Origin of the sequence: Sphingobium boeckii (assembly GCF_014199215.1) — a bacterium.
Classification (GTDB): domain Bacteria; phylum Pseudomonadota; class Alphaproteobacteria; order Sphingomonadales; family Sphingomonadaceae; genus Sphingobium_A; species Sphingobium_A boeckii.
Genome location: NZ_JACIJC010000006.1, coordinates 26,825 through 52,541 on the forward strand (window position 1 = coordinate 26,825; position 25,717 = coordinate 52,541).

General features: G+C 63.1%; 27 protein-coding genes and 1 tRNA gene. 15 read left to right on the forward strand and 13 right to left on the reverse strand.

Annotated features, from left to right (window positions below; genetic code table 11):
- Window positions 1–73: 73 nt before the first annotated feature.
- Window positions 74–313 (forward strand): hypothetical protein, encoded by a 240-nt coding sequence (locus tag FHS49_RS17615; RefSeq protein WP_184021367.1) that lies wholly within the window; start codon window positions 74–76, stop codon window positions 311–313.
- A gap of 30 nt (window positions 314–343) precedes the next feature.
- Here FHS49_RS17615 and FHS49_RS17620 read toward each other — a convergent pair.
- Window positions 344–419 (reverse strand) — tRNA-Ala (locus FHS49_RS17620).
- A 180-nt stretch (window positions 420–599) separates the two neighbouring features.
- On the opposite strand from FHS49_RS17620, the gene FHS49_RS17625 reads away from it, so the two are divergent.
- The 3 genes from FHS49_RS17625 to FHS49_RS17635 all read left to right on the forward strand — a co-directional run bounded on the left by FHS49_RS17625 (window position 600) and on the right by FHS49_RS17635 (window position 2,188).
- Window positions 600–1,589: an NADP-dependent oxidoreductase gene (locus FHS49_RS17625; RefSeq protein WP_184021709.1), complete on the forward strand. Its 990-nt coding sequence runs from the start codon at window positions 600–602 to the stop codon at window positions 1,587–1,589.
- A gap of 139 nt (window positions 1,590–1,728) precedes the next feature.
- Window positions 1,729–1,977, forward strand: coding sequence for a BrnT family toxin (locus tag FHS49_RS17630; protein ID WP_184021369.1), 249 nt, complete (start codon window positions 1,729–1,731; stop codon window positions 1,975–1,977).
- Entirely contained in the window at window positions 1,928–2,188 is a 261-nt protein-coding gene (locus FHS49_RS17635; RefSeq protein WP_184021371.1) for a BrnA antitoxin family protein, read from the forward strand. The genes FHS49_RS17630 and FHS49_RS17635 overlap by 50 nt, the downstream gene beginning before the upstream one ends.
- A gap of 165 nt (window positions 2,189–2,353) precedes the next feature.
- Here FHS49_RS17635 and ypfJ read toward each other — a convergent pair whose 3' ends face one another.
- Entirely contained in the window at window positions 2,354–3,265 is a 912-nt protein-coding gene (gene ypfJ / locus FHS49_RS17640; protein WP_184021375.1) for a KPN_02809 family neutral zinc metallopeptidase, read from the reverse strand.
- A 108-nt stretch (window positions 3,266–3,373) separates the two neighbouring features.
- Here ypfJ and FHS49_RS17645 point away from each other — a divergent pair, with 108 nt between their 5' ends.
- The 6 genes from FHS49_RS17645 (at window position 3,374) to FHS49_RS17670 (ending at window position 11,443) form a co-directional block, all read left to right on the forward strand.
- Entirely contained in the window at window positions 3,374–4,525 is a 1,152-nt protein-coding gene (locus FHS49_RS17645; protein ID WP_184021712.1) for a patatin-like phospholipase family protein, read from the forward strand.
- 15 nt (window positions 4,526–4,540) lie between these two features.
- On the forward strand, window positions 4,541–5,326 hold the full coding sequence (locus FHS49_RS17650) for a 3-hydroxybutyrate dehydrogenase (RefSeq protein WP_184021378.1): 786 nt from the start codon (window positions 4,541–4,543) through the stop codon (window positions 5,324–5,326).
- 127 nt (window positions 5,327–5,453) lie between these two features.
- Window positions 5,454–7,937 (forward strand): DNA topoisomerase (ATP-hydrolyzing) subunit B, encoded by a 2,484-nt coding sequence (gene gyrB / locus FHS49_RS17655; RefSeq protein ID WP_184021380.1) that lies wholly within the window; start codon window positions 5,454–5,456, stop codon window positions 7,935–7,937.
- A gap of 16 nt (window positions 7,938–7,953) precedes the next feature.
- Window positions 7,954–8,700: a prolyl hydroxylase family protein gene (locus FHS49_RS17660; RefSeq protein ID WP_184021382.1), complete on the forward strand. Its 747-nt coding sequence runs from the start codon at window positions 7,954–7,956 to the stop codon at window positions 8,698–8,700.
- A gap of 283 nt (window positions 8,701–8,983) precedes the next feature.
- On the forward strand, window positions 8,984–9,493 hold the full coding sequence (locus tag FHS49_RS17665; protein WP_184021384.1) for an RcnB family protein: 510 nt from the start codon (window positions 8,984–8,986) through the stop codon (window positions 9,491–9,493).
- Between the two features lie 117 nt (window positions 9,494–9,610).
- Window positions 9,611–11,443: a DUF885 domain-containing protein gene (locus tag FHS49_RS17670; RefSeq protein ID WP_184021386.1), complete on the forward strand. Its 1,833-nt coding sequence runs from the start codon at window positions 9,611–9,613 to the stop codon at window positions 11,441–11,443.
- Window positions 11,444–11,573: 130 nt separating this feature from the next.
- On the opposite strand, the gene FHS49_RS17675 is transcribed toward FHS49_RS17670, so the two are convergent.
- Window positions 11,574–13,157, reverse strand: a complete 1,584-nt coding sequence (locus FHS49_RS17675) for a lysine--tRNA ligase (protein WP_184021388.1) — start codon at window positions 13,155–13,157, stop codon at window positions 11,574–11,576.
- A 117-nt stretch (window positions 13,158–13,274) separates the two neighbouring features.
- On the opposite strand from FHS49_RS17675, the gene FHS49_RS17680 reads away from it, so the two are divergent.
- From FHS49_RS17680 to FHS49_RS17695, 4 genes are read left to right on the forward strand one after another with little or no spacing between them, the layout of a single operon-like run.
- Window positions 13,275–13,862, forward strand: a complete 588-nt coding sequence (locus FHS49_RS17680) for a hypothetical protein (protein WP_184021391.1) — start codon at window positions 13,275–13,277, stop codon at window positions 13,860–13,862.
- Window positions 13,863–13,878: 16 nt separating this feature from the next.
- Window positions 13,879–16,605, forward strand: a complete 2,727-nt coding sequence (locus FHS49_RS17685; protein ID WP_184021393.1) for an ATP-dependent DNA helicase — start codon at window positions 13,879–13,881, stop codon at window positions 16,603–16,605.
- Window positions 16,602–17,147 (forward strand): SixA phosphatase family protein, encoded by a 546-nt coding sequence (locus tag FHS49_RS17690; protein WP_184021395.1) that lies wholly within the window; start codon window positions 16,602–16,604, stop codon window positions 17,145–17,147. Before FHS49_RS17685 ends, FHS49_RS17690 begins: the two co-directional genes overlap by 4 nt.
- The gene (locus FHS49_RS17695) at window positions 17,140–17,661 is read left to right on the forward strand and encodes a GNAT family N-acetyltransferase (RefSeq protein ID WP_184021397.1); all 522 of its coding nucleotides are present in this window, start codon (window positions 17,140–17,142) and stop codon (window positions 17,659–17,661) included. The genes FHS49_RS17690 and FHS49_RS17695 overlap by 8 nt, the downstream gene beginning before the upstream one ends.
- On the opposite strand, the gene FHS49_RS17700 is transcribed toward FHS49_RS17695, so the two are convergent.
- The 5 genes from FHS49_RS17700 to rpmF all read right to left on the reverse strand — a co-directional run bounded on the left by FHS49_RS17700 (window position 17,662) and on the right by rpmF (window position 20,619).
- Complete coding sequence (locus tag FHS49_RS17700; protein WP_184021400.1) at window positions 17,662–18,027, reverse strand: MerR family transcriptional regulator; 366 nt, start codon at window positions 18,025–18,027, stop codon at window positions 17,662–17,664.
- A gap of 7 nt (window positions 18,028–18,034) precedes the next feature.
- On the reverse strand, window positions 18,035–18,334 hold the full coding sequence (locus FHS49_RS17705; protein WP_184021403.1) for an integration host factor subunit alpha: 300 nt from the start codon (window positions 18,332–18,334) through the stop codon (window positions 18,035–18,037).
- Window positions 18,335–18,405: 71 nt separating this feature from the next.
- Window positions 18,406–19,365, reverse strand: coding sequence for a beta-ketoacyl-ACP synthase III (locus FHS49_RS17710; RefSeq protein ID WP_184021406.1), 960 nt, complete (start codon window positions 19,363–19,365; stop codon window positions 18,406–18,408).
- Window positions 19,362–20,411, reverse strand: a complete 1,050-nt coding sequence (plsX, locus tag FHS49_RS17715) for a phosphate acyltransferase PlsX (RefSeq protein WP_184021715.1) — start codon at window positions 20,409–20,411, stop codon at window positions 19,362–19,364. Before plsX ends, FHS49_RS17710 begins: the two co-directional genes overlap by 4 nt.
- Window positions 20,412–20,439: 28 nt before the next feature.
- Entirely contained in the window at window positions 20,440–20,619 is a 180-nt protein-coding gene (gene rpmF, locus FHS49_RS17720; protein ID WP_184021424.1) for a 50S ribosomal protein L32, read from the reverse strand.
- A gap of 214 nt (window positions 20,620–20,833) precedes the next feature.
- Here rpmF and FHS49_RS17725 point away from each other — a divergent pair, with 214 nt between their 5' ends.
- Window positions 20,834–21,262, forward strand: coding sequence for an MAPEG family protein (locus tag FHS49_RS17725; RefSeq protein WP_184021426.1), 429 nt, complete (start codon window positions 20,834–20,836; stop codon window positions 21,260–21,262).
- Here the strand turns inward: FHS49_RS17725 and FHS49_RS17730 are convergent.
- From FHS49_RS17730 to egtB, 5 genes are read right to left on the reverse strand one after another with little or no spacing between them, the layout of a single operon-like run.
- Entirely contained in the window at window positions 21,259–22,176 is a 918-nt protein-coding gene (locus FHS49_RS17730; protein ID WP_184021429.1) for a cation efflux transmembrane domain-containing protein, read from the reverse strand. The genes FHS49_RS17725 and FHS49_RS17730 overlap by 4 nt on opposite strands.
- Window positions 22,173–22,613, reverse strand: coding sequence for a hypothetical protein (locus FHS49_RS17735; RefSeq protein ID WP_184021432.1), 441 nt, complete (start codon window positions 22,611–22,613; stop codon window positions 22,173–22,175). Before FHS49_RS17735 ends, FHS49_RS17730 begins: the two co-directional genes overlap by 4 nt.
- A gap of 36 nt (window positions 22,614–22,649) precedes the next feature.
- Window positions 22,650–23,318 (reverse strand): MBL fold metallo-hydrolase, encoded by a 669-nt coding sequence (locus FHS49_RS17740; protein ID WP_184021435.1) that lies wholly within the window; start codon window positions 23,316–23,318, stop codon window positions 22,650–22,652.
- 37 nt (window positions 23,319–23,355) lie between these two features.
- Window positions 23,356–24,339 (reverse strand): L-histidine N(alpha)-methyltransferase, encoded by a 984-nt coding sequence (egtD, locus tag FHS49_RS17745; RefSeq protein WP_184021439.1) that lies wholly within the window; start codon window positions 24,337–24,339, stop codon window positions 23,356–23,358.
- The gene (gene egtB, locus FHS49_RS17750) at window positions 24,339–25,616 is read right to left on the reverse strand and encodes an ergothioneine biosynthesis protein EgtB (RefSeq protein ID WP_184021441.1); all 1,278 of its coding nucleotides are present in this window, start codon (window positions 25,614–25,616) and stop codon (window positions 24,339–24,341) included. The genes egtD and egtB overlap by 1 nt, the downstream gene beginning before the upstream one ends.
- Between the last annotated feature and the right edge of the window lie 101 nt (window positions 25,617–25,717).

The following is a 25,717-nucleotide window of genomic DNA, read 5'->3' on the forward strand; positions in this document are numbered from 1 at the left end:
CGGAAGCGCCGACAGGGGATTTGATCGGCTGCGCTTTTCTGCAAAAGGGAAGTCTCAACCCGAAAGGACGCCGATGCTTTCCATCCCCTGGGACCAGCCCGCCACGCTCATCGATCTGGACGGGACCACGCCCGTGATCGGCACGATCCGCGATTGCGCTCAGCATTTCGCGGCGTTCAAGCCCTTCGCACAGGCCGAGGCGCGGATCCTGCTGACCCAGCCCGTCCGCCGCGAAGGCCGCAAGACGCGCACCTGGATCCTGGAGCCCGCCGAGATCCAGCAATTGGTCGATCGGCTGAACAGCGAGGGCTGATTTCACCTGTTTTTTTGAAACGGGCGGAGCTGGTGGAGCTGAGGAGGATCGAACTCCTGACCTCTGCATTGCGAACGCAGCGCTCTCCCATCTGAGCTACAGCCCCGCTCCCTGCCGCAGCATCGCTGCACGGCTTTTTTAACGTCGCCCAGCGCCCGATGCAACGGCTTCGTGCCGCCCGGGGGGCTCACCTTTTCCGTAGCGGATTGGCCGTGCGGTGGATTTCGCTCTAGACTGATGCCGCAAGATCGCGACTGCGCGACCAGCCCGTTTTTAGGAGATGATGATGACCCGCGCCTGGACTCTGAAATCACGGCCCACGGGCCTGCCCGATCATGACAATTTCGAACTGTGCGAGATCGCGGACGCGCCGATCGGCGCGGGTGAGGTGCGCGTGCGCAACCTCTGGATGTCGGTCGATCCCTATATGCGCGGGCGGATGAATGACGCCAAAAGCTATGCCGCGCCGTTCGAACTGGGTGAGCCGATGCACGGCGGCGCGATCGGCGAAGTGATCGAAAGCCAGGCGGATGGCCTGGCCGTGGGCGATCTGGTGCAGCACATGTTCGGCTGGCGCGATTCCGCGCAGGGGCCGGCGGCGCAGTTCACCAAGCTGCCCGCGCTCGGCGTAGCGCCGCAGGTGTTCCTCGGAATGCTCGGAATGCCGGGGATGACCGCCTGGTTCGGCCTGCTCGACGTGGGGCAGGCGAAGGCAGGCGACACCGTGTTCGTCTCGGCGGCGGCGGGCGCGGTGGGATCGACCGTGACGCAGATCGCCAAGGCCAAGGGCATGACCGTGATCGGCAGCGCGGGCGGGGCGGACAAATGCGCCTGGGTGAAGAGCCTGGGCGCGGATGCGGTGATCGATTACAAGACCGAAGGCTCGCTGGTGAAAAAGCTGAGCGAGGCCGCGCCCAAGGGCATTGACGTTTATTTCGATAATGTGGGCGGCGACCATCTGGATGCCGCGCTCGCGGTGGCCAATGACGGGGCGCATTTCGCGATGTGCGGGATGATCCATGGTTACAATGACGCGACGCCCGTGCAACTGCGCTATATCATGCGCATCGTCGCTGCGCGCCTGCGCATCCGCGGCTTCATCGTGACCGATTTCTTCGACCGGATGGGCGAATTCTATCAGGATATGGGCGGCTTGCTCGCGGCCGGAAAGCTGGAGAGCCGGGAGACGGTGCACGAGGGGCTTGAAGCCGCGCCAGATGCGTTTCTGGGGCTGTTTTCGGGTGAGAATACGGGCAAGATGCTGGTGCGGATTTAGCGTCAGATCGCCCTGACGACATCGGATCAAATTATTTCCGTATGTACATTATTGCCTTCCTATCAGATTTATTGTATGCACATAAATAAAGCAGGCCGGACATATGCGATAAAGCTATGACGAGGGCAAACGCGCAAAAGTGATTGCGGAGCGTGGCCTCGATCTAGCGGATGCAAAGCAGGTGTTTTCAGGCTTCTACCTTTCCCGTGCCGACACAAAGCACAGCGGCGAGGAACAGCGAACAATCACTGTCGGCATGATAAATGACGAAGTGGTGGTGATCGTTGTGTGGACGCCTCGGGAAAATGAACGTCGCATTATTACGATGTGGAAAGCCAATGAGAAAGAAAGACAAAAATATTACGAACAGCGCGATCGACCCGGATGACGTGAGGCCGGTGCTGGATGACGAATGGTTTGAGGAGGCGGATGCCTTTCAAGGAAATAAGATTGTTCGACGCGGTAGACCCAAATCCGATGATCCGAAGCAGCCGGTCACGATCCGTCTGGATCGTGACCTGGTCGAATGGTTCAAGCAAAGCGGAGACGGGTGGCAGACCCGCATCAACCTAGAGCTGCGCAGGGTCGCGGGAATCTAGAGCGCGATGATTTTAGGTCGATCCAACCTGTCATTGCGAGCGTAGCGAAGCAATCCATAGCGGTTTTGCCACCTTGGATTGCCGCGTCGCTGCGCTCCTCGCAATGACCGAGCCATGTAATGTCATCACGCTGTAGCGCATGGCTCCGCAGTTTGAGCGCTTCGCTCAAATCCCGCCCGCAAAGGTATCGCATTGCGCGGGGTCGCCCGTGTCCAGGCCACGCTTGAGCCATTGCATCCGCTGCTGCGAGCTGCCGTGGGTGAAGCTTTCGGGCACGGGGCGCTGGCCGGCGGCTTTCTGCAGCGTATCGTCGCCGATGGCATTGGCGGCGGTGAGGCCTTCTTCCATGTCGCCGGGTTCCATGAGGTTCTTGTCATTGGCGGCCCAGACGCCGGCATAGCAATCCGCCTGAAGCTCCATCTTCACCTGGAGCGCATTGCCCTCGGCGCGGCTGGCGCGGTTTTGCGCGGCGCGCACCTTGTCCGATATGCCGGTGATGGTCTGGATATGATGGCCCACCTCATGCGCGATGACATAGGCGCCCGCGAAATCGCCCTTGGCGCCGAAGCGGGTGGCGAGTTCATCGAAGAAGCTGACGTCGAGATAGATGCGCTGGTCCGCCGGGCAATAAAATGGCCCCATCGCCGATTGCGCCGCGCCGCAGCCGGATTGATCATTGTCTGCATAGAAAACCAGCGTGGGCTTTTCATAACGCTGGCCATTGGCGGCGAATATATCGGTCCAGCGCCGTTCGGTCGATCCCAGCACCTTGAGCACGGTGCTGCGCAACCCTGGATCGATCGTGGAGCCGTCCGCCCCCGGCGCGCCCGCAGGCTGGCCAACCTGGCTGGTCGGCGCGGGCGTGGAAAGCTGGCCATCGCCCAGCAATTGCAGCGGGTTCACGCCCATCACGAGCGCGATGATCAGGATGATGACGATGCCGCCGCAGCCCATCTTGCCGCCGCCAAGCCGGAGGCCGCCGCCACCGCCGCCCATGGGAAAGCCGAAGCCGCCGCGCCCGCCGCCGCCAGTACGGTCTTCGAAGCTGCTGCTTTCTTCTTCGTCGTCGAGCCGCATCGCGACCTCCCTCAAAACATTCCTTGCGCCGATTGATGGCGCAAATCGGACGGAGCGGCAATGGAGCTTGGCTCTGCACGCGAAAATCTGATATTGCAGCGCACAATCATGGCGTTGAACGATCCCAAGACCCCGAGGAAACGCACCGCGAAGAACGCGGCGCTGCCGCTGCCCGATCAGGTCGCCCTAGTGCTGCAGGGCGGCGGCGCGCTGGGCAGCTATCAGGCGGGCGTGTTCGAATCGCTGGCTGACACCGGCGTGGAGATCGACTGGGTGGCGGGTATTTCGATCGGCGCGGTCAATGCCGCGCTGATCGCGGGCAACCCGCCCGAAAAGCGCGTCGAGGCATTGCGGGCCTTCTGGAATATCGTCACTTCTAGGCTGCCGAGCTTTCCGATGTGGCACAATGACCAGTTGCGCGAGTTCATCCATGAATGGTCCGCCGGTTTCGTCGCCACCTTCGGCGTGCCGGGATTCTTCAGCCCCCGGCCGACGCCGCCGACGCTGGCCGCGCCGGGAAGCTGCGAGGCGCTGAGTTTTTACGACAGCAGCGCGCTGGCAGGCACGCTGAACGATCTGGTCGACTGGGATCTTCTCAACAGCGGGCCGATGCGCTTTTCCGTGGGCGCGGTGGAGATCGAGAGCGGCAATTTCCATTATTTCGACAATCGCAGTGAGCGGATCGACGCGCGCCATGTGATGGCGTCCGGCGCGTTGCCGCCCGGCCTGCCCCCGGTGGAAATCGACGGCAAATATTATTGGGATGGCGGGCTGGTCTCCAATACGCCGCTCACCCATGTGCTCGATAACCAGTCGGGCGATCTCCTGGTGTTCCAGATCGACCTGTTTCCCGCCTCGCACGAGATGCCGCGCACGATCATGGACGTGATGGCGCGCGAGAAGGAAATCCGCTTTTCCAGCCGCACCCGTCAGGTGTCCGACGAACTGTTGAAGCTGCGCAAGGAGCGCGAGGCGATCCGCGCTGTGCTTGACAAGCTCCCGCCCGAGCTGGCGGAGGATGCGGACGTCAAAATTCTGGCGGCGATGGCGCATGAGTCCGCGGTGAACGTGGTCCAGCTCATCTACCGCGCCACGGCGTGGGAAGGCGGCGCGAGGGATTATGAATTTTCGGCGCGCGCGATGGCCGAGCATTGGGCGGCGGGGCGCGAAGCCGTGCAGGGCACGATTTCCAAGGCGGGGCTGCTCGCGACCAATATCCTGGACGGCAAGACCGCCGCTTTCGATCTGACCCCGCGTTAAAGGACGACACGCCCCATGTTCCTCAAAGGCAAGACTGCGCTCATCACCGGCTCCACCTCCGGCATCGGCCTCGCTTATGCCAAGGCGTTTGCAGCCGAGGGGGCGAATGTGGTCATCAACGGCTTTGGCGACGCCGCGGCGATCGAGACGGAACGCGCGGGGCTGGAAGCCATCAGCGGCGGCAAGGCGCTCTACAGCGGGCATGATCTGACCAAGGTGGACCAGATCGAGGCGATGATGGCCGAAGCCGCAACGGCATTCGGCGGCGTGGATATCCTCGTCAACAATGCGGGCGTGCAGCATGTCGCGCCGGTGGAAGAATTCCCGGTCGACAAATGGGATCTGATCATCGCGCTCAATCTGAACGCGGCTTTCCACACCACCCGGCTGGCCATCCCCCATATGAAGCAGGCCAAATGGGGCCGGATCATCCAGACGGCGTCGGCGCATTCGCTGGTCGCCTCGCCGTTCAAATCGGCTTATGTCACGGCGAAGCATGGCCTGGCCGGTTTCACCAAGACCGTGGCGCTGGAAGTGGCGACGTTCGGCATCACCGCCAATTGCATCAGCCCCGGCTATGTCTGGACCCCGCTGGTGGAAGGCCAGATCCCCGATACGATGAAGGCGCGCGGCATGACCCGCGAGCAGGTGATCAACGATGTGCTGCTGGCCGGGCAGCCCACCAAGGAATTCGTGACCGCCGAACAGGTGGCGGCGATCGCCCTGTTCCTGTGCGGCGATGCGGCCTCGCAGATCACGGGATCGAACCTGTCGGTGGACGGCGGCTGGACCGCAGGCTGACCGGACCGCCGCCCGCGCGGCACCCCCTTCAAGCCGACATGCGCAATCCCTATATGAGGCGGGCTGCCGGCATCTCCCAAAGTCAGTTTTTCTTGGGTTTTCGCGCGCGCATCGCTATGGACCTGTGATGAGCAAAGACACCCACGAAAATCCCAATTCCAACGACTATGGCGCCGATTCGATCAAGGTCTTGAAAGGCCTCGACGCCGTTCGGAAACGCCCCGGCATGTATATCGGTGATACCGACGATGGTTCGGGCCTGCATCACATGGTGTTCGAGGTTTCGGACAATGCGATCGACGAGGCTCTGGCCGGGCATTGCGACCTGATCACGATCACGCTGAACCCCGATGGATCGGTGTCCGTGGAAGACAATGGCCGCGGCATTCCCACCGGAATTCACGCGGAAGAAGGCGTGTCCGCCGCCGAAGTGATCATGACCCAGCTCCATGCCGGTGGCAAGTTCGAGAACACCTCCGACGACAATGCCTATAAGGTGTCCGGCGGGCTGCATGGCGTGGGCGTCTCGGTGGTCAATGCGCTGTCCGAGTGGCTGGATCTCAACATCTGGCGGGACGGCAAGGAGCATTATATGCGCTTCGCCTTTGGCGATGCGGTTGCGCCGCTGAAGGAAGTCGGTCCGTCGGGCGGCAAGAAGGGCACCAAGGTCACCTTCCTGCCCAGCCCCGCCACGTTCAAGATCGTCGAATTCGATTTCGAGAAATTGGAGCATCGCTATCGCGAGCTGGCGTTCCTCAATTCGGGCGTGCGCGTCTTCCTTGTGGATGCGCGCCACGCCGAAAAGGTGGAGCACGAGTTATACTATGAAGGCGGCATCGCGGCCTTCGTGCAATATCTCGATCGTGCCAAGACGCCGCTGTTTCCGGAGCCGATCGCGATCAACGGCCAGCGCGACGATATCGGGATCGATATCGCGCTCGAATGGAACGATTCCTATTATGAGAATGTGCTGGCCTTCACCAACAACATTCCGCAGCGCGACGGCGGCACGCACATGGCGGCCTTCCGCGCCGCACTGACCCGCACCCTGAACAGCTATGCCGAGAAATCCGGGCTGTTGAAGAAGGAAAAGGTGTCGCTCACGGGCGACGACATGCGTGAGGGGCTGACCGCGATCGTCTCGGTCAAGCTGCCCGATCCCAAATTCAGCTCGCAGACCAAGGACAAGCTCGTCTCGTCCGAAGTGCGTTCGCCGATGGAAAGCCTGATGGCGGACAAGATGGCGGAATGGCTGGAGGAAAATCCGGCGCACGCGCGTTCGATCGTCGCCAAGATCATCGACGCCGCTGCCGCCCGCGAAGCCGCCAAGCGCGCGCGCGAACTCACGCGCCGCAAGGGGGTGATGGATATCGCCTCGCTGCCGGGCAAATTGGCGGATTGCCAGGAACGCGATCCCAGCAAGTGCGAACTGTTTCTGGTCGAGGGCGATTCCGCAGGCGGCTCGGCCAAGCAGGGGCGTGATCGCAATATCCAGGCGATCCTGCCGCTGAAGGGCAAGATCCTGAACGTGGAGCGCGCGCGCTTCGATCGGATGCTCTCGTCCAAGGAGATCGGCACGCTGATCCAGGCAATGGGCACCGGCATCGGCCGCGACGATTTCAATCTGGAAAAGCTGCGCTATCACAAGATCGTGATCATGACCGACGCCGATGTGGACGGTGCGCATATCCGGACCTTGCTGCTGACCTTCTTCTATCGGCAGATGCCGGAGATCATCGAGAAGGGGCATCTCTACATCGCCCAGCCGCCGCTCTACAAAGTCGCGCGCGGCCGGAGCGAAGTCTATGTGAAGGATGATGCGCGGCTAGACGATTATTTGGTCGAAGCCGGCGTTTCGATGAACAAGCTGGAAACCAGCGGCGGGGCGCGTTTCGGAGAGGATCTGAAGCAGCTTGTCGATCATGCCCGCCGGATGCGCAGCCTGATGCGTTATGTGCCGCGGCGCTACGATCCCGCCATCATCGAGGGGCTGGCGCTGATGGGTGCGCTGGAACCCGATCTGAGCACCGAACGGCGGACGGCCGCGATCCAGCAGGCGGCCGCCTGGCTGGGCCGCGCTGATCCCGAAGGTCGCTGGAGCGGGCGGATCAGCGAAGAGGGCGGCTATCATCTCGAACGCCTGTGGCGCGGGGTGACCGATCATCACATCATCGAAGCGGCGTTCCTCGTCAGCCAGGAGGCGCGCCGCCTCCATGCGCTGATCGCCGAGCAGATCGAAAGCTATGCGGGTGTATCGCGGCTGATCACCTTGCCAAAGGGTGCCAGCGCAGATGCGGATGCCGAGGATGAAGCGCCCGTCATCGAAGCCAAGGGCGTCAGCGTGTCGCGGCCTTCCGAATTGCTCGATGCGATCCTCGCGGCGGGCCGCAAGGGGCTGTCGATCCAGCGCTACAAGGGCTTGGGCGAGATGAATGCGGAACAGCTTTGGGAAACCACGCTGGATCCGCAGAATCGCGCGATGCTCCGCGTGGAAATCTCCCAAGCCGATGTGGCCGACGAAATCTTCACGCGATTGATGGGCGATGTGGTGGAACCCCGCCGGGAGTTCATCCAGGAAAACGCCCTGAACGTGGCGAATCTGGACGTTTGACGGCGCGTATCCGTCGATGAGCCATATCACCACGCGCCTGGGCAAGCCGCCGCCCGATCCCGCGGACAGCCAGCGTCGCACGCCGCAGACGGCGGGCCATCGCGGTCCGGGTGGGCCGCCATCGCTGGCCATCGCCGGGATCGGCGCTGATGTGAGCAAGACACTGCGCGCCGCGCCGGGCGTGCAGCAATTGCCAATCAAGGCCATGGCTTTGTTCGTTCGCCCCGATTTCCTGAGCGCCGCCGAATGCCAGGGGCTGATCGACATGATCGACGCCAACGCCCAGCCAAGCGACCTTTACGGGAGCAAGGAGGATGTAAGCTATCGCACCAGCTATAGCTGCAATGTCGATCGCTGGGATCCCTTGGTGCTGGAGATCGACACGCGGATCTGTGCGCTGACGGGGATCGATGCGCGCCACGGCGAAACGCTGCAGGGACAGCGCTACACCCAGGGCCAGGAATTCAAGCCGCATCACGATTTCTTCCATGTCGATCAAGCCTATTGGCCGGCGCAGGAAGCCCATGCCGGGCAGCGGACCTGGACGGTGATGATCTATCTCAACCAGCCCGAGGGCGGCGGGGAAACGGCGTTCAAACACGCCAAGATCAGCATTGCGCCGCGCGTGGGATTGCTGCTGGCGTGGAACAATTGCGGCCCGGATGGTGCACCCAATCTGGAGACGACGCACGCCGGTCTGCCGGTGACCGCCGGCGCCAAATATATCGTGACCAAATGGTATCGCGAGCGCCCCTGGATTTGAGGGGAGGGGCTCGCCCCTTTTCTGTCATTCCCGCGAAAGCGGAAATCCCGCTTGTTCTTCTTTCGGACGTTTCAACCAGAAGCGCGGTCATGGCGTTCGCGAGGATGACAAAGACGAAGTTGCCGCCCGCCCCGCTCATTACATTTTGCGACACAGGCTTTCGTTTCGCTGACAGGTCCATTCCCGCATCGTTCAGGCCGACTCGGGCAAAAGCCTGTTTATCGGCAGCGCCACCCGCGAATACGCGAGAGACGTGGGCCGCTGGAGATGAAGGAGCTTTGTGATGCGTAAATTGATTTTGATCGGCCTGATGGCGGCGACGGTCATGCCGTCCGCAGCCATGGCGCAGTCCCGCGGCGAATTGCGGCGCGATCGCCAGGAAATCCGCGAAGAGCAGCGCGATGTGACCCGTGCGGTCCGCCGCGGCGAACCGGCGCGCGAGGTGCGCGATCAGCGCCGCGACGTGCGGGATGCGCGGCAGGAATATCGCGAGGATCGGCAGGATCGCAACCGTAATTGGGGCCGCAACGACTGGCGCGGTTATCGTGACCAGAATCGCAGCCTTTATTCCCGCGGCAATTTTCGGGCACCCTGGCGGTATCAGACCTTTCGCCCCGGCGTTCGCATCGGCGCGGGCTATTATGGACAGCGCTACTGGATCGCCGATCCCTGGCGCTATCGCCTGCCCAATCCGGGCCGTTACCAGCGCTGGGTGCGCCATTATGACGACGTGCTGCTGATCGATACCCGGCGCGGCTATGTCGTCGACGTGATCCGCAACTTCTATCGCTAAACGCGGCAGGATTTGCACGGGCGGCGGCTCCGGGAGACTCCCTGCTCCCGGAGCCGCTTGCCGTTTGCGCTCCACTGTTATACTTCGGCAACACACATAGAATTTCCGGAGTGCTTCATGACATCATCATCCACCAAGCGTGCGCTGCTCCTGCTATCGGCAGCGCTGTTGTTTCCCGCCACGCCATCACTGGCGCAGGCCGCTCCCGTGGCCGCGGCCGCGCAGAATGCGGACGTCCGGCTGAAGGCGCTGTTTGCCGAAAGCGACGAGGCCGCGCTCAAGCGCAATCCGATCAATGCGCTGTTCCGCGGCGATATGCGCTATGCCGACCGGCTCGGCGATTATATCTCCGCTGCCTATTACGATGCAGAACGCGCGGCCAATGAATCGGATCTCGCGCGCCTGAAGGCCATCGACCGCGCCGCGCTCAATCCCACCGACCAGATCGCTTATGACGTGTTCGAATGGCAGGCGAAGAACAACCTAAAAAGCTATGCGCCGGATATATTGGCGCTGACGGCCGTGCGCCCGATCGATCATTTCGCGGGCTTTCATGTCTTCTATCCGGGCCTGGCATCGGGCCAGAGCGCGGCACCGTTCAAGACGCTGGCGGATTATGAGAATAATCTGAAGCGGCATAAGGATTATGTGCTGCTGCTGGATCGCTCGATCGGTCGCTTCCGCGAAGGCATGGCGTCAGGCGTCACCCAGCCCAAGCTCACCGTGCAGAACATGATCGAGCAATTCGATACGCAGATCGCACAGGGCGTGGAGAATTCGCCCTTTTACGGCCCGGTGAAGACATTCCCCGCGGGGATTTCCGCGGCCGATCAGGCGCGCCTCAAGGCCGAATATACCGCGATGATCCGCGATCAGATCCAGCCGGCCAATGTTCGGATCCGCGATTTCCTGAAAAATGAGTATCTGCCAGCATCGCGCGATGGCGTGGGGCTGGTGCATATGAAGGGCGGGACCAAGCTCTACAATCTGCTGATCGAGCAGAGCACCACGCTTCCCTATACCGCCGACCAGATCCACGATCTGGGCCTGTCCGAAGTGAAGCGGATCAAGACCGAGATGGAGGCGATCCGCAAGCAGGTGGGCTATAAGGGCACGCTGGCGCAGTTCTTCGAATATATGCGGACCGATCCGCAGTTCAAATTCAGCACCAAGCAGGAGATGGTCGACAGCTTCTACGCCATCGGCAAGCGCGTGGACGCGGCCATCGGTTCGCAATTCTCCACCATCCCCAAGACGCCGCTCGAAATCCGCTATTATGAGGAATGGCGCGAAAAGACGCAGGCGGGCGGCTCTTATGAACCCGGTGCCTATGACGCCAAGGATCCCTCCAAAACGCGGCCGGGCATCTTCTATTTCAACACCTATGATCTGCCGTCGCGCACCAAGCCGGGGATGGAGACGCTCTATCTCCACGAGGGAGCGCCGGGACATCATTTCCAGATCAGCCTGGCGCAGGAGAATGAGGAACTGCCCGCCTTCATGCGCTATGGCGGCAACACCGCTTATGTCGAAGGCTGGGGACTCTATTCGGAGTCGCTGTGGAAGGAACTCGGCATGGAAACCGATCCATATCAGCGCTTCGGCGGGCTGGATGACGAGATGCTGCGCGCGATGCGCCTGGTGGTCGATAGCGGCATCCATGCCAAGGGCTGGACCCGCGATCAGGCGATCACCTACATGCTCGAGAATTCAAGCATGGGAAAGACCGACGCGACCGCCGAGGTGGAGCGCTATATCGCGATGCCCAGTCAGGCGCTGGCCTATAAAGTGGGTGCGCTCACGATGCAGCGGTTGAAGGCCAAGGCGCAAAAGGCGCTGGGCGCGAAATTGGATCCGCGCGCTTTCCATGCGCAGGTGCTGATGACCGGCGCGCTGCCGATGACGGTGCTCGAGAAGAAGATCGACGACTGGATCGCCGCGACGAAGTGATGTTGGGGGGGCGGGTGTGATTTCACCCGCCCCGTCATCCTCGCGAAGGCGGGGATCCCGCTTCTTCTTTCTTCGGATGCTTCGCGGAAAAGCGGGATTCCCGCGTGCGCGGGAATGACGGTGTTGGGGACTAGGCCAGCGCCAGCGCTTCGCCGATCAGCTTGCGGCTGTTCGCGATCCCGTAGAGCGCGATGAAGCTGCCCATGCGCGGCCCCTGTTCGGCACCGAGCAGGGTTTCGTAGAGCGCCTTGAACCAGTCGCGCAGGTTTTCGAAGCCATGCGCTTCATTCTTGCCGATCGCATAGATTTCATTCTGGATATCCTCCGCCGAGGCATCATCGGGGAGCGCCGCCAGTGCGGCATCAAGATCGCGCAGCGCCGTGGCTTCATTGGCAACCGGTGCGCGGCGCTTCAACGTGGGTGCCACGAAATCGCGGTGATAGGCCAGAGCCAGATCGATGAGCTTGTCGAGCGCGGGATAGGCTTGCGGGCTGGCATCGGGCACATAATTGGTGAGATAGCCCCACACCTGATCCTTACCCGCTTCGCCCATCACGCCGACGAGATTGAGCAGAAGGCCGAAGGTCACCGGCAGCTTTTCCTCTGGCACATGGCCATCATGGATATGGTGCACCGGATTGCCCAGGCGCTCTTTTAACGCCTGATCATGCCAATTGCCGCGGAACTGCCAATATTCGTCCACCGCGCGGGGAATCACGCCCATGTGCAGCGCCTTGGCCTTTTTGGGTTCGCGGTAGATGTAGAAAGCGAGGCTCTCGTCCGGGCCATAGGTCAGCCACTGATCGAGGCTGAGGCCATTGCCCTTGGATTTGGAGATCTTTTCGCCCTTCTCATCGAGGAACATCTCGTAATTGAAGCCTTCGGGCGGCCGTGCGCCCAGCACGCGCGCGATCTTGGACGACTGCGTGACCGAATCGATCAGATCCTTGCCCGACATTTCATAATCCACGCCGAGCGCGACCCAGCGCATCGCCCAATCGACCTTCCACTGCAATTTGGCCGCGCCGGTGAGGATCGATTGCTCGACCATCTCGCCTTCATCCTCGAAACGGACGATGCCATTGTCGGCGTCCACCACCGTAACGGGCACCTGAAGCACAATGCCCGATTTCTGCGAGATCGGCAGGACTGGCGAATAGGTCGCCTGGCGTTCCTTGCGCAGCGTGGGCAGCATCACGCCCATGATCCCGTCATAATGACGCAGAACGCTCTTGAGCGTTTCGTCAAACTGACCGGCCTGATAGCAGGTGGTGGCGCTCAGAAATTCGTAATCGAAGCCGAAGCGATCGAGAAATTCGCGGAGCTTGGCATTGTTGTGATGCGCGAAACTCTCATGCGTGCCGAACGGATCGGGGATTTGCGTGAGCGGCTTGCCGAGATATTCGGCCAGCATCTCCCCATTGGGCACATTGTCCGGCACCTTGCGCAGACCGTCCATATCGTCGCTGAACGCGATCAGCCGGGTGGGAATATCCGAGAGCGCGTGAAACGCCTGGCGCACGAGCGTGGTGCGCAGCACTTCATTGAACGTGCCGATATGCGGCAGGCCCGAGGGGCCATAGCCCGTTTCGAACAGCACATGGCCCTTGTCCGGCGCACCATTGGGATAGCGCTTGAGGAGCTTGCGCGCTTCCTCATACGGCCAAGCCTTGGAGTCCATTGCAGCGGCGCGCAGCGCGGGATCGTTTGCCATTTGTTCTCGTCTCTTCTAACCCAGTGGCGACGCCTTTGCAGCAAACCACGATGGATATGAAGCCCGGTCTTTGCATGAGAAACCTTATCGCAACCCGGACCTGTCATAGCGGGCACCATGATGACGCCGGTTATGCCCCCCCTATCGCCCGCTTTGCGACAGGCGCTCGATCGCGAGATGGCGGCGGGGGAGCGCATATTATGGTCCGCGCAGCCCCGCGCAAACCGGCTCTGGGGCGGTTTCGGCATCTGGCTGTTCGCGGTGCCGTGGACGATATTCGCCCTCGTCTGGGAAAGCATGGCGCTGCTGCCCTGGATGGCGAGCAGCAAGACGCCCGATGCGGTGACCTGGACATTCGGGATCATCATGCCGCTGTTCGGCCTGCCGTTCATCGCGGTCGGCATCGGGATGATGCTGACCCCGGTGCGGGCGATGCGGCGCGCCCGGAACACGGTCTATGCGCTTACGTCGAAGCGGCTGATGCGTCTGGTGGAAGGGCGCAAGGCCAGCGTCTCCAGCGTTTTTACCGACCGGATCGGGCCGATCGACCGCAGCGAAAATGCGGATGGCTGGGGCGATCTGCGGATCCAGACGCACAGCCATGTGGACAGCGAGGGCAGCCGCACCACCGAGCGGTTCGACATGCTGGGCATTCCCGATGTCGCGCGGCTGGAAAAGCTGATCGTGGACGCGCAACCCCGCTGAACCGGCGCGCGGCGGGATGAACGCGCCGCTCCCATATCCTGCGCTTCATGCCAGCCATGGCGGCATCTGGATCACCTCTCCTGATGGGGAGACGCGATCGATAGGCCGTGGCGAGGCGATCGCCCGCGCCGCGGAAACGCCGATGATCCTGCTCAATGCGCCGCTGATCGGGCAAAGGCTGGGCTATCCCGAACTCTCCGGCCTCGATCTGCTGGAATTGTTCGCCTTCATCCATCCCGCGCGCTTTGCCGTGCCCACGCCCAAAGGACTGGCGCGTGCGATCGGTCTTGCGCCGCCGGAAAATGATGCGGAGGCTGCGGGGTTTCTGCGGCGTGCTGCCGAGGCGCTCTTGTCGCGCCCCGCCGATCCGCATTGGGCCGAGCGCGAGGGCGCATGGAGCAGCGCACAATCCTTGTTCCGGATGCGCTGGGCCTGGGCGGGCGCGCTAATCGAGCGACTGCACAAACCGGTGCGCGACGAACGCTGGCTGTTCGCCAAATTGCCCGAATGGGAGGAGAAGGCACCCCGCGCCGCGCCGCGCACGATCTCGCTGCCGGTGGAGGATGTGACCGCCCGGCTGGACCATCTGACCGGGCATGGCGCGGAAGCGCGGCCGGGCCAGCGCAGCTATGCCGAGGCGGTGACGGCGGCGTTTGAACCGCGCGAACGGCGCGACGAACCCAATATGATCCTGGCCGAAGCGGGCACGGGGATCGGCAAGACTTTGGGCTATCTGGCACCCGCCTCGCTCTGGGCCGAGCGCGCCGAGGGGCCGGTGTGGATCTCCACTTATACCAAGGCGCTGCAGCGGCAATTGAGCCGCGAAAGCGAGCGGCTTTTCCCCGATGCGCGCATTCGTCGCACCAAGGTGGTGCTGCGCAAGGGGCGGGAGAATTATCTGTGCCTGCTCAATCTGGAGGATGCGCTGCAGGGCGGGTTTCAGGGCAGGGCTGCAATCCTGGCGCAATTGGTGGCGCGCTGGGCGGGGTTCAGCGCGGATGGCGATATGGTGGGCGGCGATCTGCCCGGCTGGCTCGGCACGCTGTTTCGCCGCAACGGGCAGACCGCGCTCACCGACCGGCGTGGCGAATGCGTCTATGCCGGCTGCCCGCATTACCGGAAATGCTTCATCGAGCGCGCGGCGCGGGCCAGCGCTGACGCCGATATCGTTGTGGCCAATCATGCTTTGGTGATGGTCAACGCCGCGCGCGGGCGCGAAGCGCAGAACAAGCCCAGCCGGATCGTGTTCGATGAGGGGCATCATCTGTTCGACGCCGCCGATTCGATGTTTTCCACCGCGCTTTCGGGGCAGGAGGCGATCGAGTTGCGCCGCTGGGTGACCGGGCCTGAAAGCGGATCGAAGGGCCGTCGCCGCGGTCTCGCCGCGCGGCTGTCCGATGTGGCGAGCTATGATCAGGAGGGTGGCACGGCGATCGGCGCTGCGGTGCAGGCGGCGCAGTTGCTGCCGTCCGATGGCTGGTTGCAGCGGCTGAACGAAAGTGCGCCCTTTGGGCCGGTGGAGGCCTTGCTCGCGGCGGTGCGCGGCACGGTCTATGCGCGCGGCGGGGCGGAGGACGCGGGCTATGGGCTGGAGACCGAGATGGCCGAGCCCGATGGCGCCTTGGTGAGCGCGGCGCAGAATGCCGCCGAAGCGCTGGATGCCTTGCTTCGCCCGCTGGTGAAACTGGGTAAGCGCCTCGAAGCGGTGATGGAGGATTCGCCGGACTGGATGGATGCGCAGGCGCGGGCGCGGATCGAGGGGGCGATCGCGAGTCTGGGCTGGCGCACCGATACGCTGGCGGGCTGGCTCTCCTTGCTGTCGCGCGTGGGCGGTCCCGCCAACCCCGATTTCGTCGACTGGCTCGCGGTCGACCGGGTGGAGGGGCGCGAATATGATATCGGATTACACCGCCACTGGCTCGATCCGACGCGGCCCGTCGCCGAAGTGGTGCTGAAGCCCGCACATGGCGTGGTGATCACATCGGCCACGCTGAAGGGCGGCGGCGATTGGGAGAATGCCGAGGCCCGCAGCGGCGCGCATCATCTGATGCGCCCGGCCACAAGGTTTGAATCGCCCAGCCCGTTCGATTACGCCAAGCAGGCCGAGGTGCTGATCGTCACGGATGTGAAGAAGGGCGATATCGCGCAGCTCGCGGGCGCTTATGGCCGGCTGATCATGGCGGCGGAGGGCGGCACGCTGGGCCTGTTCACCGCGATCCGCCGATTGCGCGCGGTTCATGCCCGGATCGCGGACCGGCTGGCGCGCGAAGGCCTGCCGCTTTACGCCCAGCATGTCGATCCGATCGATACGGGCACGTTGGTCGATATCTTTCGCGACGATCCCCGCGCCTCGCTGCTCGGCACGGATGCGCTGCGCGACGGTGTGGACGTGCCTGGCGATTCGCTTCGCCTGGTGCTGATGGAAGGCGTGCCCTGGCCCAAGCCGACCGTGCTTCACGCGGCAAGGCGTCTGGCAGGCGGCGGCAGCGCCTATGATGACCGGCTGATCCGTGCGCGGATGGCGCAGGCGTTCGGGCGGCTGATCCGCCGCGCCGACGATCGCGGGATGTTCGTCATGCTGTCCGCCGCGATGCCGTCCCGGTTGCTGACTGCCTTCCCGCCCGGCACGCCGATCCTGCGCGTGACGCTGGACGAGGCCGTCACCCGGGTAAAAGAGCGTCTTTCCTCCGTCATGATTTCGGGGCAAGACTCGGGCTTGCCTGCGCTGACGGAGACGCAATGAAGACCCTGACCCTGCTGCGTCATGCCAAATCGAGCTGGGACGATCCGGTGGCGCGCGATTTCGATCGGGCGTTGAACAAGCGCGGGATTCGCGGAGCGCGGCTGATGGGCGAATATATCCGCCGCGAGGGATTGGATTACGATCACATCATCTCTTCGCCCGCCGTGCGCTGCACGGAGACGCTCGATCATCTTTATGAGGGGCTGGGCCGCACCTTTCATCCCAATTGGGATCGGCGCGTCTATCTCGCCTCGTGCGTCACCTTGCTCGATGTGGTCAACGAAGCCCCCGACAGCGCCGCGCATATCCTGATGTGCGGCCATAATCCGGGGCTTGAGGATCTGATCCTTTTGCTCGTTCCTGATGTGGCGGGGGACATATTGCGCGACGCGGTGGAAGAGAAATTGCCCACGGCGGCACTGGCCACGCTGCAATTCGATGTGGATCACTGGGCCGATGTGAAGAGCAATAGCGGCCGGTTCATGCGGCTGAAGCGGCCGCGCGATCTCGATCCGGGCCTCGGCCCCGATATCGATGGCTGAAACCCCGCGGCTTCGTCGGGCGGGGGCTGACGATGCGGCGAAGCTGGCGCTGCTGGGGCAGGCCACCTTTCTCACCGCCTTTGCGCACGATCATCCGGGCGACGCGCTGGTGGCGCATTGCACCGATCAGCATTCGGAAAGTCGCTATGCGGCATGGGCCGTGGATCCCGCCACGGCGCTGTGGATCATCGAGACGCCGCTGGGCGCGCCGATCGGCTATGCGATGATGACGGAGCCTGAACTGGATGTGCCGGTGCCGCCCGGCGGCCTTGAGCTGAAGCGCATCTATGCACTCACCGGATGGCAGAATGCGGGCCTTGGCCGGCGTCTGGTGGAAGCGGTGATCGAAGAGGCGCGCGCACGGGGGGCCAACCGGCTGTATCTGTGCGTCTATGAAGTGAATGTCGCGGCGCGGCGCTTCTATGAGCGGTTCGGCTTTGCGCGGATCGGCACTCAGAAATTCATGGTCGGCGATACTGCATTCACCGATCACATCATGGCGCGGGACATCTGATCAGGCGGCGGCAAGCGCGTCCGCGAGATGGGTGCGCAGCCGTTTGAGCTCCGGCAGGAGATCGGCGCGAGGGCTGGCCGGAACGCCTGACGGCGCTGATGCAGTGGGCGTCGCTGGCGCAGGGACACGTTCGCTGAGCAGTTTTTGCACGCCCTTGATCGTATAGCCTTCCTGATTGAGCAGGCGATCGATCTTCTTTGCCAGCGTCACATCATCGGGGCGGTAATAGCGGCGCTTGCCCGCGCGCTGGAGGGGGCGGAGCTGCGGGAAACGCGTTTCCCAATAGCGCAGGATATGCTGGGGCAGACCGAGTGCTTCGGCAAGCTCGCTGATCGTGAGAAAGGCACCCTGGGCCTTTTCGCTCATGACTGGATCAGCCCGCCTTGACGATACGATCGCGCAGCATCTGGCTGGCGCGGAAGGTGAGCACGCGGCGGGGCTCGATCGGCACTTCGACGCCTGTCTTGGGATTGCGGCCGACGCGCTCGCCCTTGTCGCGCAGCACGAAGCTGCCGAAACCGGAAATCTTCACATTCTGCCCATCGGACAGCGCCCCGCACATGAAGCCAAGGATCTGCTCGATCAGCTTGGACGATTCGGCCCGTGAGAGACCGATTTCACGGTGGACCGAATCGGCAAGATCGGCGCGTGTGAGTGTTGTCGCGGCAATCATGATCATCCTCTCGACTCTGCGGCGCTCCATTTGATTATATCGTTACGGAATCGATATGCAATGAATCGCTTTTACCAGCGTAGCACCGCAGCCCCCCAGGTGAAACCGCCGCCCATCGCTTCCAGCACCACAATGTCGTTTTTCTTGATCCGTCCGTCGCGCACCGCGACGTCGAGCGCCAGGGGGACGGATGCCGCGGATGTATTGGCGTGCTGATCGACGGTGACGACCACCTTCTCCGCCGGCAGGCCGAGCTTGCGCGCGGTGGCGTCCAGAATGCGGGCATTGGCCTGATGCGGCACCATCCAGTCGATATCGTCGGCGGTCAGCCCGGCCATATCCATCACCTCGCCCAGCACGCTCGCCAAATTGGTGACCGCATGACGGAAAACCTCGCGGCCCTTCATGCGCAGCTTGCCCACCGTGCCTGTGGTGGAGGGGCCGCCATCGACATAGAGCAGGTCATTGTGGCGGCCATCGGCATGGAGCTTGGCCGCCAGCACGCCGCGGCCGCTCTCGTCCGCGCCCAATACGATCGCACCCGCGCCATCGCCGAAGAGCACGCAGGTGTTGCGATCTTCCCAATCGAGGATGCGGCTGAACGTCTCGGCCCCGATCACCAGCGCATTGGTGGCGGATCCCGCGCGAATCATGCTTTCTGCCACCGACACGGCATAGAGAAAGCCAGAGCATACCGCCTGCACATCGAAAGCGACGCAATCATCGATGCCAAGCGCGGTCTGCACCTTGGTCGCGCTCGCCGGAAAGGTCTGATCGGGGGTCGCGGTGGCCAGGATGATCAGATCGATCTGGCTGGCCTCCATGCCCGCGGCGTCCAGCGCCTTGCGCGCGGCTTCGGTGGCAAGGGTGGACGTGGTTTCCGAAGGCGATGCGATATGGCGAAAGCGGATGCCGGTGCGCTCCACGATCCAATCGTCCGATGTATCGACGGTCTCTGCCAGTTCGGCATTGGAGACGCGTCGGGCAGGCAGCGCCGAACCCGTGCCGAAAACCGCTGCGCGCCGTGTCATGCCTTCAGAGCCTCCGGCGCCACATGCGCCTTGAAATTGGCGAGATCGTCGGTGATCCGCCGGGTCAGATCGTCGCGCACCATCTTGGCGGCAACGCCGATCGCGTTTGCCACGCCAATCTCGTTGGCGCTGCCGTGGCTCTTCACCACCAGCCCGTTCAGCCCGAGAAAGACCGCGCCATTATGATTGTTGGGATCGAGATGATGCTTGAGCAATTCGGTGGCCGGGCGAGAGATCAGGAAACCGATCTTGGACCGCAGCGAACTGGTGAAGGCGCGCTTGAGCAGATCACCCACGAATCGCGCCGTGCCTTCCGCCGTCTTCAAGGCGATATTGCCGGAAAAGCCGTCACAGACGATGACATCGACTTCGCCGCGCGACAGCCGGTCGCCCTCGATGAAGCCGCGGAAATCCATGGGAAGGTAAGTCGCTTCACGCAGCATGGTGGCCGCGTCGCGAATTTCGTCCGTCCCTTTAAGGTCTTCGGTGCCGATGTTGAGCAAGGCGACGCGCGGGCGGTTCAGCTCAAGCGCGGTGCGGGCATAGGCGGCACCCATCACCGCGAACTGGATCAGATTCTGGGTGTCGCACTCGGTGTTCGCGCCCAGATCGAGCATCACGAAATCATTCTCGCCCAGGCTTGGCAGCAGCGCGGCGAGCGCGGGGCGATCAATGCCGGGCATCGTGCGCAGCGCGACCTTCGCCATCGCCATCAGCGCCCCGGTATTGCCCGAGGAGACCGCAGCGCCGGCGTCCCCGACCTTCACGGCGTGAATGGCGAGACCCATGGAGGTGACCTTGGCGCGACGGATCGCCTGGCTTGGCTTTTCGGTGCCCGCCACGGTTTCGGGCGCGTGCACGATTTCCGATGCCGCGCTCAGATTGGGGTGCTTTTCGAGCCCGGCCTTGATCTGAGCTTCATCGCCCACGAGCAGGAAGCGCATACCTTCATATTGATGGCGTGCGCGTGCGACTCCGGCGAGCATGACCGCAAGGCCTTCATCGCCGCCCATCGCGTCGACTGCGATCCGCGGCGATGTGCCCACCGGCTTCATACTCCTTAGAAACGAAGACTCAGGCTTCGACGGAAACGATCTCGCGTCCGTTATAATGGCCGCACGCCGTGCACAGATTGTGCGGACGCTTCAGCTCGCCGCAATTCGGGCATTCCTGAAAGCTTTCGACGCTCAAGGCATCGTGGCTGCGGCGCATACCGCGCTTGGACGGCGAAGTTTTTCTTTTGGGGACAGCCATTGCGGCACCTGTTCCAGTTCTAAAAAATCAAATGTGCGATTACGCCCTTGCCGTCCATCTGGCAACCGACAGCCCATAAGGGCCGCTGGCCGAAGCGGCCGGACTCGTCGCGAGCGAGGCTGCGCGTATACCCATTTTCCGCGGCGTTGCAAGCACCGTTGCACGTGATGGTCCGGCGTGCGAGTTTCGCGCCGAAACCGAAACGGGGGATGCCATGTATACTTTGCCAATCACGCTGACGATGGCCGCGGCGGCAGCGCTGCTCAATATCTGGCTGGCGATGCGCGTCGGGCGCGTGCGCGGGTCCGCCAAGGTCTCGATCGGCGATGGTGGCGATCCCGCGCTGACCGCCCGGATGCGCGCCCATGCCAATTTCGTGGAATATACGCCGTTCGTGCTGATCCTGATCGGCGCGATCGAGCTTTCGCGCGGATCGAGCGACTGGCTGTGGGCGGTCGGCTCGCTTTATATGCTCGCCCGGATCGCGCACGCCTTTGGCATGGACGCGGGCAAGCCGATGATCCTGCGGGGCGGCGGCATCGCGGTGACCTTTCTGGTGCTGATCGGGCTCGCGCTGTTTGCGCTCTACACGCCTTTTCTGGCCTATCAGCCGATCGTGACCAATGTAGCGGCGATCGGCTAGGGCTTGCCGGGCGGGTGGAAGGCGATGCTTTCCAGCCGCCAGCGGCATTCCAGGCCGGGTATGTCGAACGAATCGGCATCGAAATTCTTCGGGGCATGAGCACCGATCACTTCGGCGCGGATATAGCGCCCGGTTTCGCGCAGCAGGATCCGGGTCTTGGGGAAATGCGCGCGCAGCGCCTTGGCGATCAAAGCGGCCTCGTCCGACAGATCATCGCTGTCCAGCGCGCGGGGCACACCATCGACCAACTCGGCGGTCGCCACGCGCAGCGACTTCACGCCGTCGCTAATGATGCCGAGCGAGATGAAGGCGGCCGCCGCCGAATCGGCCCACCACCACCCCATGCCAAGGCCCGCGATCCCCGCGATCCCGGCCGCGCCGGTCAACCAATTGGCGCGGTTCATCAGTGCGTCGGTGTGCAACAGCTTGTCCCGCAGCCTTTCGGCAATGGGCAATTCCTTGCGACCGATGATCAGCGGTGGGATGATCGAATAGGCCTGCGCGGCCAGCATGAACCAGCCCAGCCAGATATCGTGGCCCAGAAAGCGCACAGATGATACGGTGACATTCTCGCCCGCGATCAGCGTCATGGCCGAATCCCAGAGCAGCAACAGGCCCACGGTCGCCAATGCGACTGCGGCGACCAGAAAGCCAAGGCTGTTCACGCGGTGAAAGCCGAAGTGAAACCGTTTGGTGGAGGGCCGGGCTTCGAAATGCGATGCGATCAGGAAGACGAGGGGCGGGATCAGCCCCAGCGTATCTTCCACCCAGGCGGTCTTCATCGCCTGGCTGCCGCCCATGGTGATGCCCATCACGATGATGATGCTGATCGTCCAGCCGACATTCCACCACTCCAGGCGCACGGCGCGCGCCATATCCTGACGGATCGCTGCGGGATGGCCACGGTGCCTCATGGCTTTGGCCCGCCGCTGTTCCGCGCTTCGCGCTCCAGCAGCATGATCCACGCGTTTTCGCCGTTCCTGGCAATGGGATTGAGAAGGATCGGCTGCTTCTGCGTGCCGCGTTCGGCCAGAGGTTCGATGATCGTCACGCGATCGCGCCAGGGGCTGTCGTCCGCCAGTTCGCCGATTACCAGATCGAGGGCACCGCGCTCCAGATCGAGCAGCAGCGGCTCGGTTCCGCCGTGACGGATTTCGGGGCGGGCATGGGTGACGTCTGCAATGCGCTTGATGAAGCGCTCCGCGTCCGGCCCGCCGCCGGACGCAATCAGCCCGACGCGGAAGACATGCTGGCTGTGCACCCGATCCAGCGTGCCATCAGGATCACGCGGATAGCCGCCGCACGCGACAAGCGTCAGGATCAGCGGGAGCAGGGCGCAGCGGAAAACCATTACGGCTGCATAACGCAGCCCGTTGGCCGGCGTTCCTTAGCCCGCTGCCATCGCCTGATCGCTGACATAGGGATTGCTGCGGCGTTCGTGCGCAAAGCTGCTCATCGCGCCATGGCCGGGGACGAAGGCGGTATTTCCCCCCAGCGGCCACAATTTCTGCGTGATCGCATCCAGCAGATCCTGATGATTACCCATGGGGAAGTCCGTCCGCCCGATCGATCCCTGAAAGATCACGTCGCCGACGATGGCGAGCTGCGATTCGGGATGGTGAAACACGACATGTCCGGGCGTATGGCCGGGGCAGTGGATCACATCGAATGTCAGATTGCCGACCGTCACCTGATCACCATCCACCAGCCAGCGATCAGGCTCGAAGATTTCGCCGTGAATGCCGTATTTCCGGCCATCATCGGGCAGGCGCGCAATCCAGAAGCGATCATCCTCATGCGGCCCTTCGATCGGCACGCCAAGCTCCTTGGCCAGCACGCCGGCCTCACCGCAATGATCGATATGACCATGGGTGATCAGGATCTTTTCGATCTCCACCCCCGCCTGAGCCGCGGCGGCTTTCAATTTGTCCAGATCGCCGCCCGGATCGACGAATGCGCCCTTGTTGGTTTCTGTGCACCATAGCAGCGTACAATTCTGCTGCAGCGGCGTGACCGGAATGATCGCGGCTTTCAGGGGCGGGGTCTGGGTGTTCATGCTGCTGAGATGGCGGCTGACGGCTGATGATGCAAGCTCAGGGCGCGAATCGTTCGGGCCGGGCTTCCGCCAGGATCAGCGCGAACATGCCATCCGCGTCGGTCCATTCGCGCCGCACGCTCCATCCGCCGGCGCGGAGCAACAGGCGTGCGTCGCGGGGGCCGTATTTGTGGCTGTTTTCGGTGTGGATCGTTTCGCCCGCGCGCATGGCGAAGGTGCGGCCCTCCACGCTGAAATCCAGATCACGTGTCGCTTCCAAGTGCATCTCGACCCGCGCATAGAGATCGTTCCAGACGGCGCGGTGGCGAAAGGCGTCTACCGGGATGGTGCCGCCCAGCTCCCGATTGATGCGATAGAGCAGATTGAGATTGAAGGCCGCGGTGACCCCCGCGGCGTCGTCATAGGCGGGCACAAGAATGTCCTCGCCCTTCACCCGGTCCATCCCGATCAGCAGCATCGCGCCGGTGCCCAGCGATTCGCGCATGGTGCGCAGCAGATCGACCGAACTGCGGGCGATCATGTTGCCGATGGTCGATCCGGGAAAGAAACCGAGCTTGGGCATGGCGGCGATGCCCTGGGGAAGCTGAATCGGCTTCATGAAATCGCCCTCCACCGGGGCGACCGCGATTTCGGGGAAATCCGCGGCGAGCGCGGCGGCGGATTCGCGCAGGAACTCACCCGAGATATCGATCGGCACATAGGCGGCCGGTTTGATGGCGCGCAGCAGATGCGGGGTCTTGGCGGACGAACCCGATCCGAATTCCACGATAGCGCGCCCTTTGCCTACCATCGCTGCGATCTCTCCGCCATAGGCTTTCAGCAGGCCGGTTTCCACGCGGGTGGGATAATATTCGGGAAGATCGGTGATCCGTTCGAACAACTCGGATCCGGCCTTGTCATAAAACCAGCGCGCGGGGATCGCCTTGCGCCGATCGACAAGGCCATTCAGCACATCGGCGCGGAAGGCGGGATCGGCGTCCGACGGCGCGGCGGGGGCGACGGTGTCTCGTTCGAGCAGCATCACAGATCCTTTGCAAGGCGCACGCCGGTGAATTGCCAGCGCTGATGGGGATAGAAGAAGTTGCGGTAGGAAGGGCGGCTGTGACCCCGCGGCGTCGCGCAGCTTGCGCCTTTCAGCACGAACTGGCCGGACATGAACTTGCCATTATATTCGCCCACCGCGCCGGGCGCGGGCCGGAAGCCGGGAAAGGGCAGAAAGGCGCTGCCGGTCCATTCCCAGACATCGCCGAACATCTGCCGGAGACCGTGGCCATCGGGCGCGGCGCGGGGCCGGACGGGGCCGGCGCGATCAAGCTGATGGCCCGAGGCGGGGTCGATTCCGGCCGCCGCGCTTTCCCATTCGGGCTCGGTGGGCAGGCGCGCGCCGGCCCAGCGGGCAAAGGCATCCGCCTCATAATAGCTGATATGCGTCACCGGGGCCGCAGGATGGACCGGATGCAGTCCGTCCAGCGCAAAGGCACCCCAATCGTCGCCGTCAAAACGCCGCCAGTAAAGCGGCGCTTCGATGCCGTTGGCGCAGACCCAGGCCCAGCCATCGGCCAGCCAATGTTCCGCATTGGCATAGCCGCCATCATCCATGAAGGCACGCCATTCGCTGTTGCTGACGGGCCGATCGGCTAGCGCGTGACGGGAGAGCAGGGCACGGTGTCGCGGGCCTTCGCAATCGAAGGCGAAGTTCACACCATCCATTGCGGCCCCGATCTCCACGATTCCGTGAGCGCCTTCGATCCAGCGGATCGCGCCCGGCGGTGCGGCGGGGACGTTGCGCGGCTCCCCCCAGATAGCGGGCGCGATCGGATTGAGCGCGAAGAGGCTGAGGATATCGGTCTGCAGCAATTCCTGATGCTGCTGCTCATGATGGCAGCCCAATTGGATCAGCCCGCGCGCCGCATCGTTCAGGCCGGGCCATGCGGCGTCGAGCGCATCATCGACATGACGGCGCCAAGCGAGAATTTCATCGAGCGCAGGGCGGGTGAGCATCCCGCGCCGGGACCGGGCGTGGCGCGCGCCCTCGGCTTCATAATAGCTGTTGAACAGGAACGGCCAGCGATCGTCGAACAGCGCATAGCCGGGAACATGATCGCGCAGCACGAAGGTTTCGAGAAACCAGGTGGTATGCGCCAGATGCCATTTGGCGGGAGAAGCGTCGTCCATCGCCTGGACCGTGGCGTCGGCATCGGAGAGCGGGGCGACGAGAGATTCGCTTAATGATCGCACCTGCCGGAACAGTGCGTGCAAAGCATCGGGTGTCGCGGCCTGATCGAGCCGTGTCGCCATATCAATCCCCAGAAAATGCCATCACCCCCACAGGCCACATCCCCGTGGATCGCACACGCTCAACGCATCGGACGGATCTTGGGTCCGACTCAATATGAATG

Coding starts and splice junctions, on each gene's coding strand:
- FHS49_RS17675 (WP_184021388.1), bottom strand. CDS start 13,157: ATGGCAAACGATCCCGCGCTGCGCGCCGCTGCAATGGACTCCAAGGCT.
- rpmF (WP_184021424.1), bottom strand. CDS start 20,619: ATGGCTGTCCCCAAAAGAAAAACTTCGCCGTCCAAGCGCGGTATGCGC.
- FHS49_RS17690 (WP_184021395.1), top strand. CDS start 16,602: ATGAAGACCCTGACCCTGCTGCGTCATGCCAAATCGAGCTGGGACGAT.
- FHS49_RS17740 (WP_184021435.1), bottom strand. CDS start 23,318: ATGAACACCCAGACCCCGCCCCTGAAAGCCGCGATCATTCCGGTCACG.
- FHS49_RS17710 (WP_184021406.1), bottom strand. CDS start 19,365: ATGACACGGCGCGCAGCGGTTTTCGGCACGGGTTCGGCGCTGCCTGCC.
- FHS49_RS17725 (WP_184021426.1), top strand. CDS start 20,834: ATGTATACTTTGCCAATCACGCTGACGATGGCCGCGGCGGCAGCGCTG.
- FHS49_RS17615 (WP_184021367.1), top strand. CDS start 74: ATGCTTTCCATCCCCTGGGACCAGCCCGCCACGCTCATCGATCTGGAC.
- FHS49_RS17625 (WP_184021709.1), top strand. CDS start 600: ATGACCCGCGCCTGGACTCTGAAATCACGGCCCACGGGCCTGCCCGAT.
- FHS49_RS17685 (WP_184021393.1), top strand. CDS start 13,879: ATGAACGCGCCGCTCCCATATCCTGCGCTTCATGCCAGCCATGGCGGC.
- FHS49_RS17645 (WP_184021712.1), top strand. CDS start 3,374: ATGGCGTTGAACGATCCCAAGACCCCGAGGAAACGCACCGCGAAGAAC.
- FHS49_RS17735 (WP_184021432.1), bottom strand. CDS start 22,613: ATGGTTTTCCGCTGCGCCCTGCTCCCGCTGATCCTGACGCTTGTCGCG.
- FHS49_RS17730 (WP_184021429.1), bottom strand. CDS start 22,176: ATGAGGCACCGTGGCCATCCCGCAGCGATCCGTCAGGATATGGCGCGC.
- FHS49_RS17665 (WP_184021384.1), top strand. CDS start 8,984: ATGCGTAAATTGATTTTGATCGGCCTGATGGCGGCGACGGTCATGCCG.
- FHS49_RS17660 (WP_184021382.1), top strand. CDS start 7,954: ATGAGCCATATCACCACGCGCCTGGGCAAGCCGCCGCCCGATCCCGCG.
- egtB (WP_184021441.1), bottom strand. CDS start 25,616: ATGGCGACACGGCTCGATCAGGCCGCGACACCCGATGCTTTGCACGCA.
- FHS49_RS17680 (WP_184021391.1), top strand. CDS start 13,275: ATGATGACGCCGGTTATGCCCCCCCTATCGCCCGCTTTGCGACAGGCG.
- FHS49_RS17700 (WP_184021400.1), bottom strand. CDS start 18,027: ATGAGCGAAAAGGCCCAGGGTGCCTTTCTCACGATCAGCGAGCTTGCC.
- gyrB (WP_184021380.1), top strand. CDS start 5,454: ATGAGCAAAGACACCCACGAAAATCCCAATTCCAACGACTATGGCGCC.
- FHS49_RS17670 (WP_184021386.1), top strand. CDS start 9,611: ATGACATCATCATCCACCAAGCGTGCGCTGCTCCTGCTATCGGCAGCG.
- FHS49_RS17705 (WP_184021403.1), bottom strand. CDS start 18,334: ATGATTGCCGCGACAACACTCACACGCGCCGATCTTGCCGATTCGGTC.
- egtD (WP_184021439.1), bottom strand. CDS start 24,339: ATGCTGCTCGAACGAGACACCGTCGCCCCCGCCGCGCCGTCGGACGCC.
- FHS49_RS17695 (WP_184021397.1), top strand. CDS start 17,140: ATGGCTGAAACCCCGCGGCTTCGTCGGGCGGGGGCTGACGATGCGGCG.
- FHS49_RS17650 (WP_184021378.1), top strand. CDS start 4,541: ATGTTCCTCAAAGGCAAGACTGCGCTCATCACCGGCTCCACCTCCGGC.
- ypfJ (WP_184021375.1), bottom strand. CDS start 3,265: ATGCGGCTCGACGACGAAGAAGAAAGCAGCAGCTTCGAAGACCGTACT.
- FHS49_RS17635 (WP_184021371.1), top strand. CDS start 1,928: ATGAGAAAGAAAGACAAAAATATTACGAACAGCGCGATCGACCCGGAT.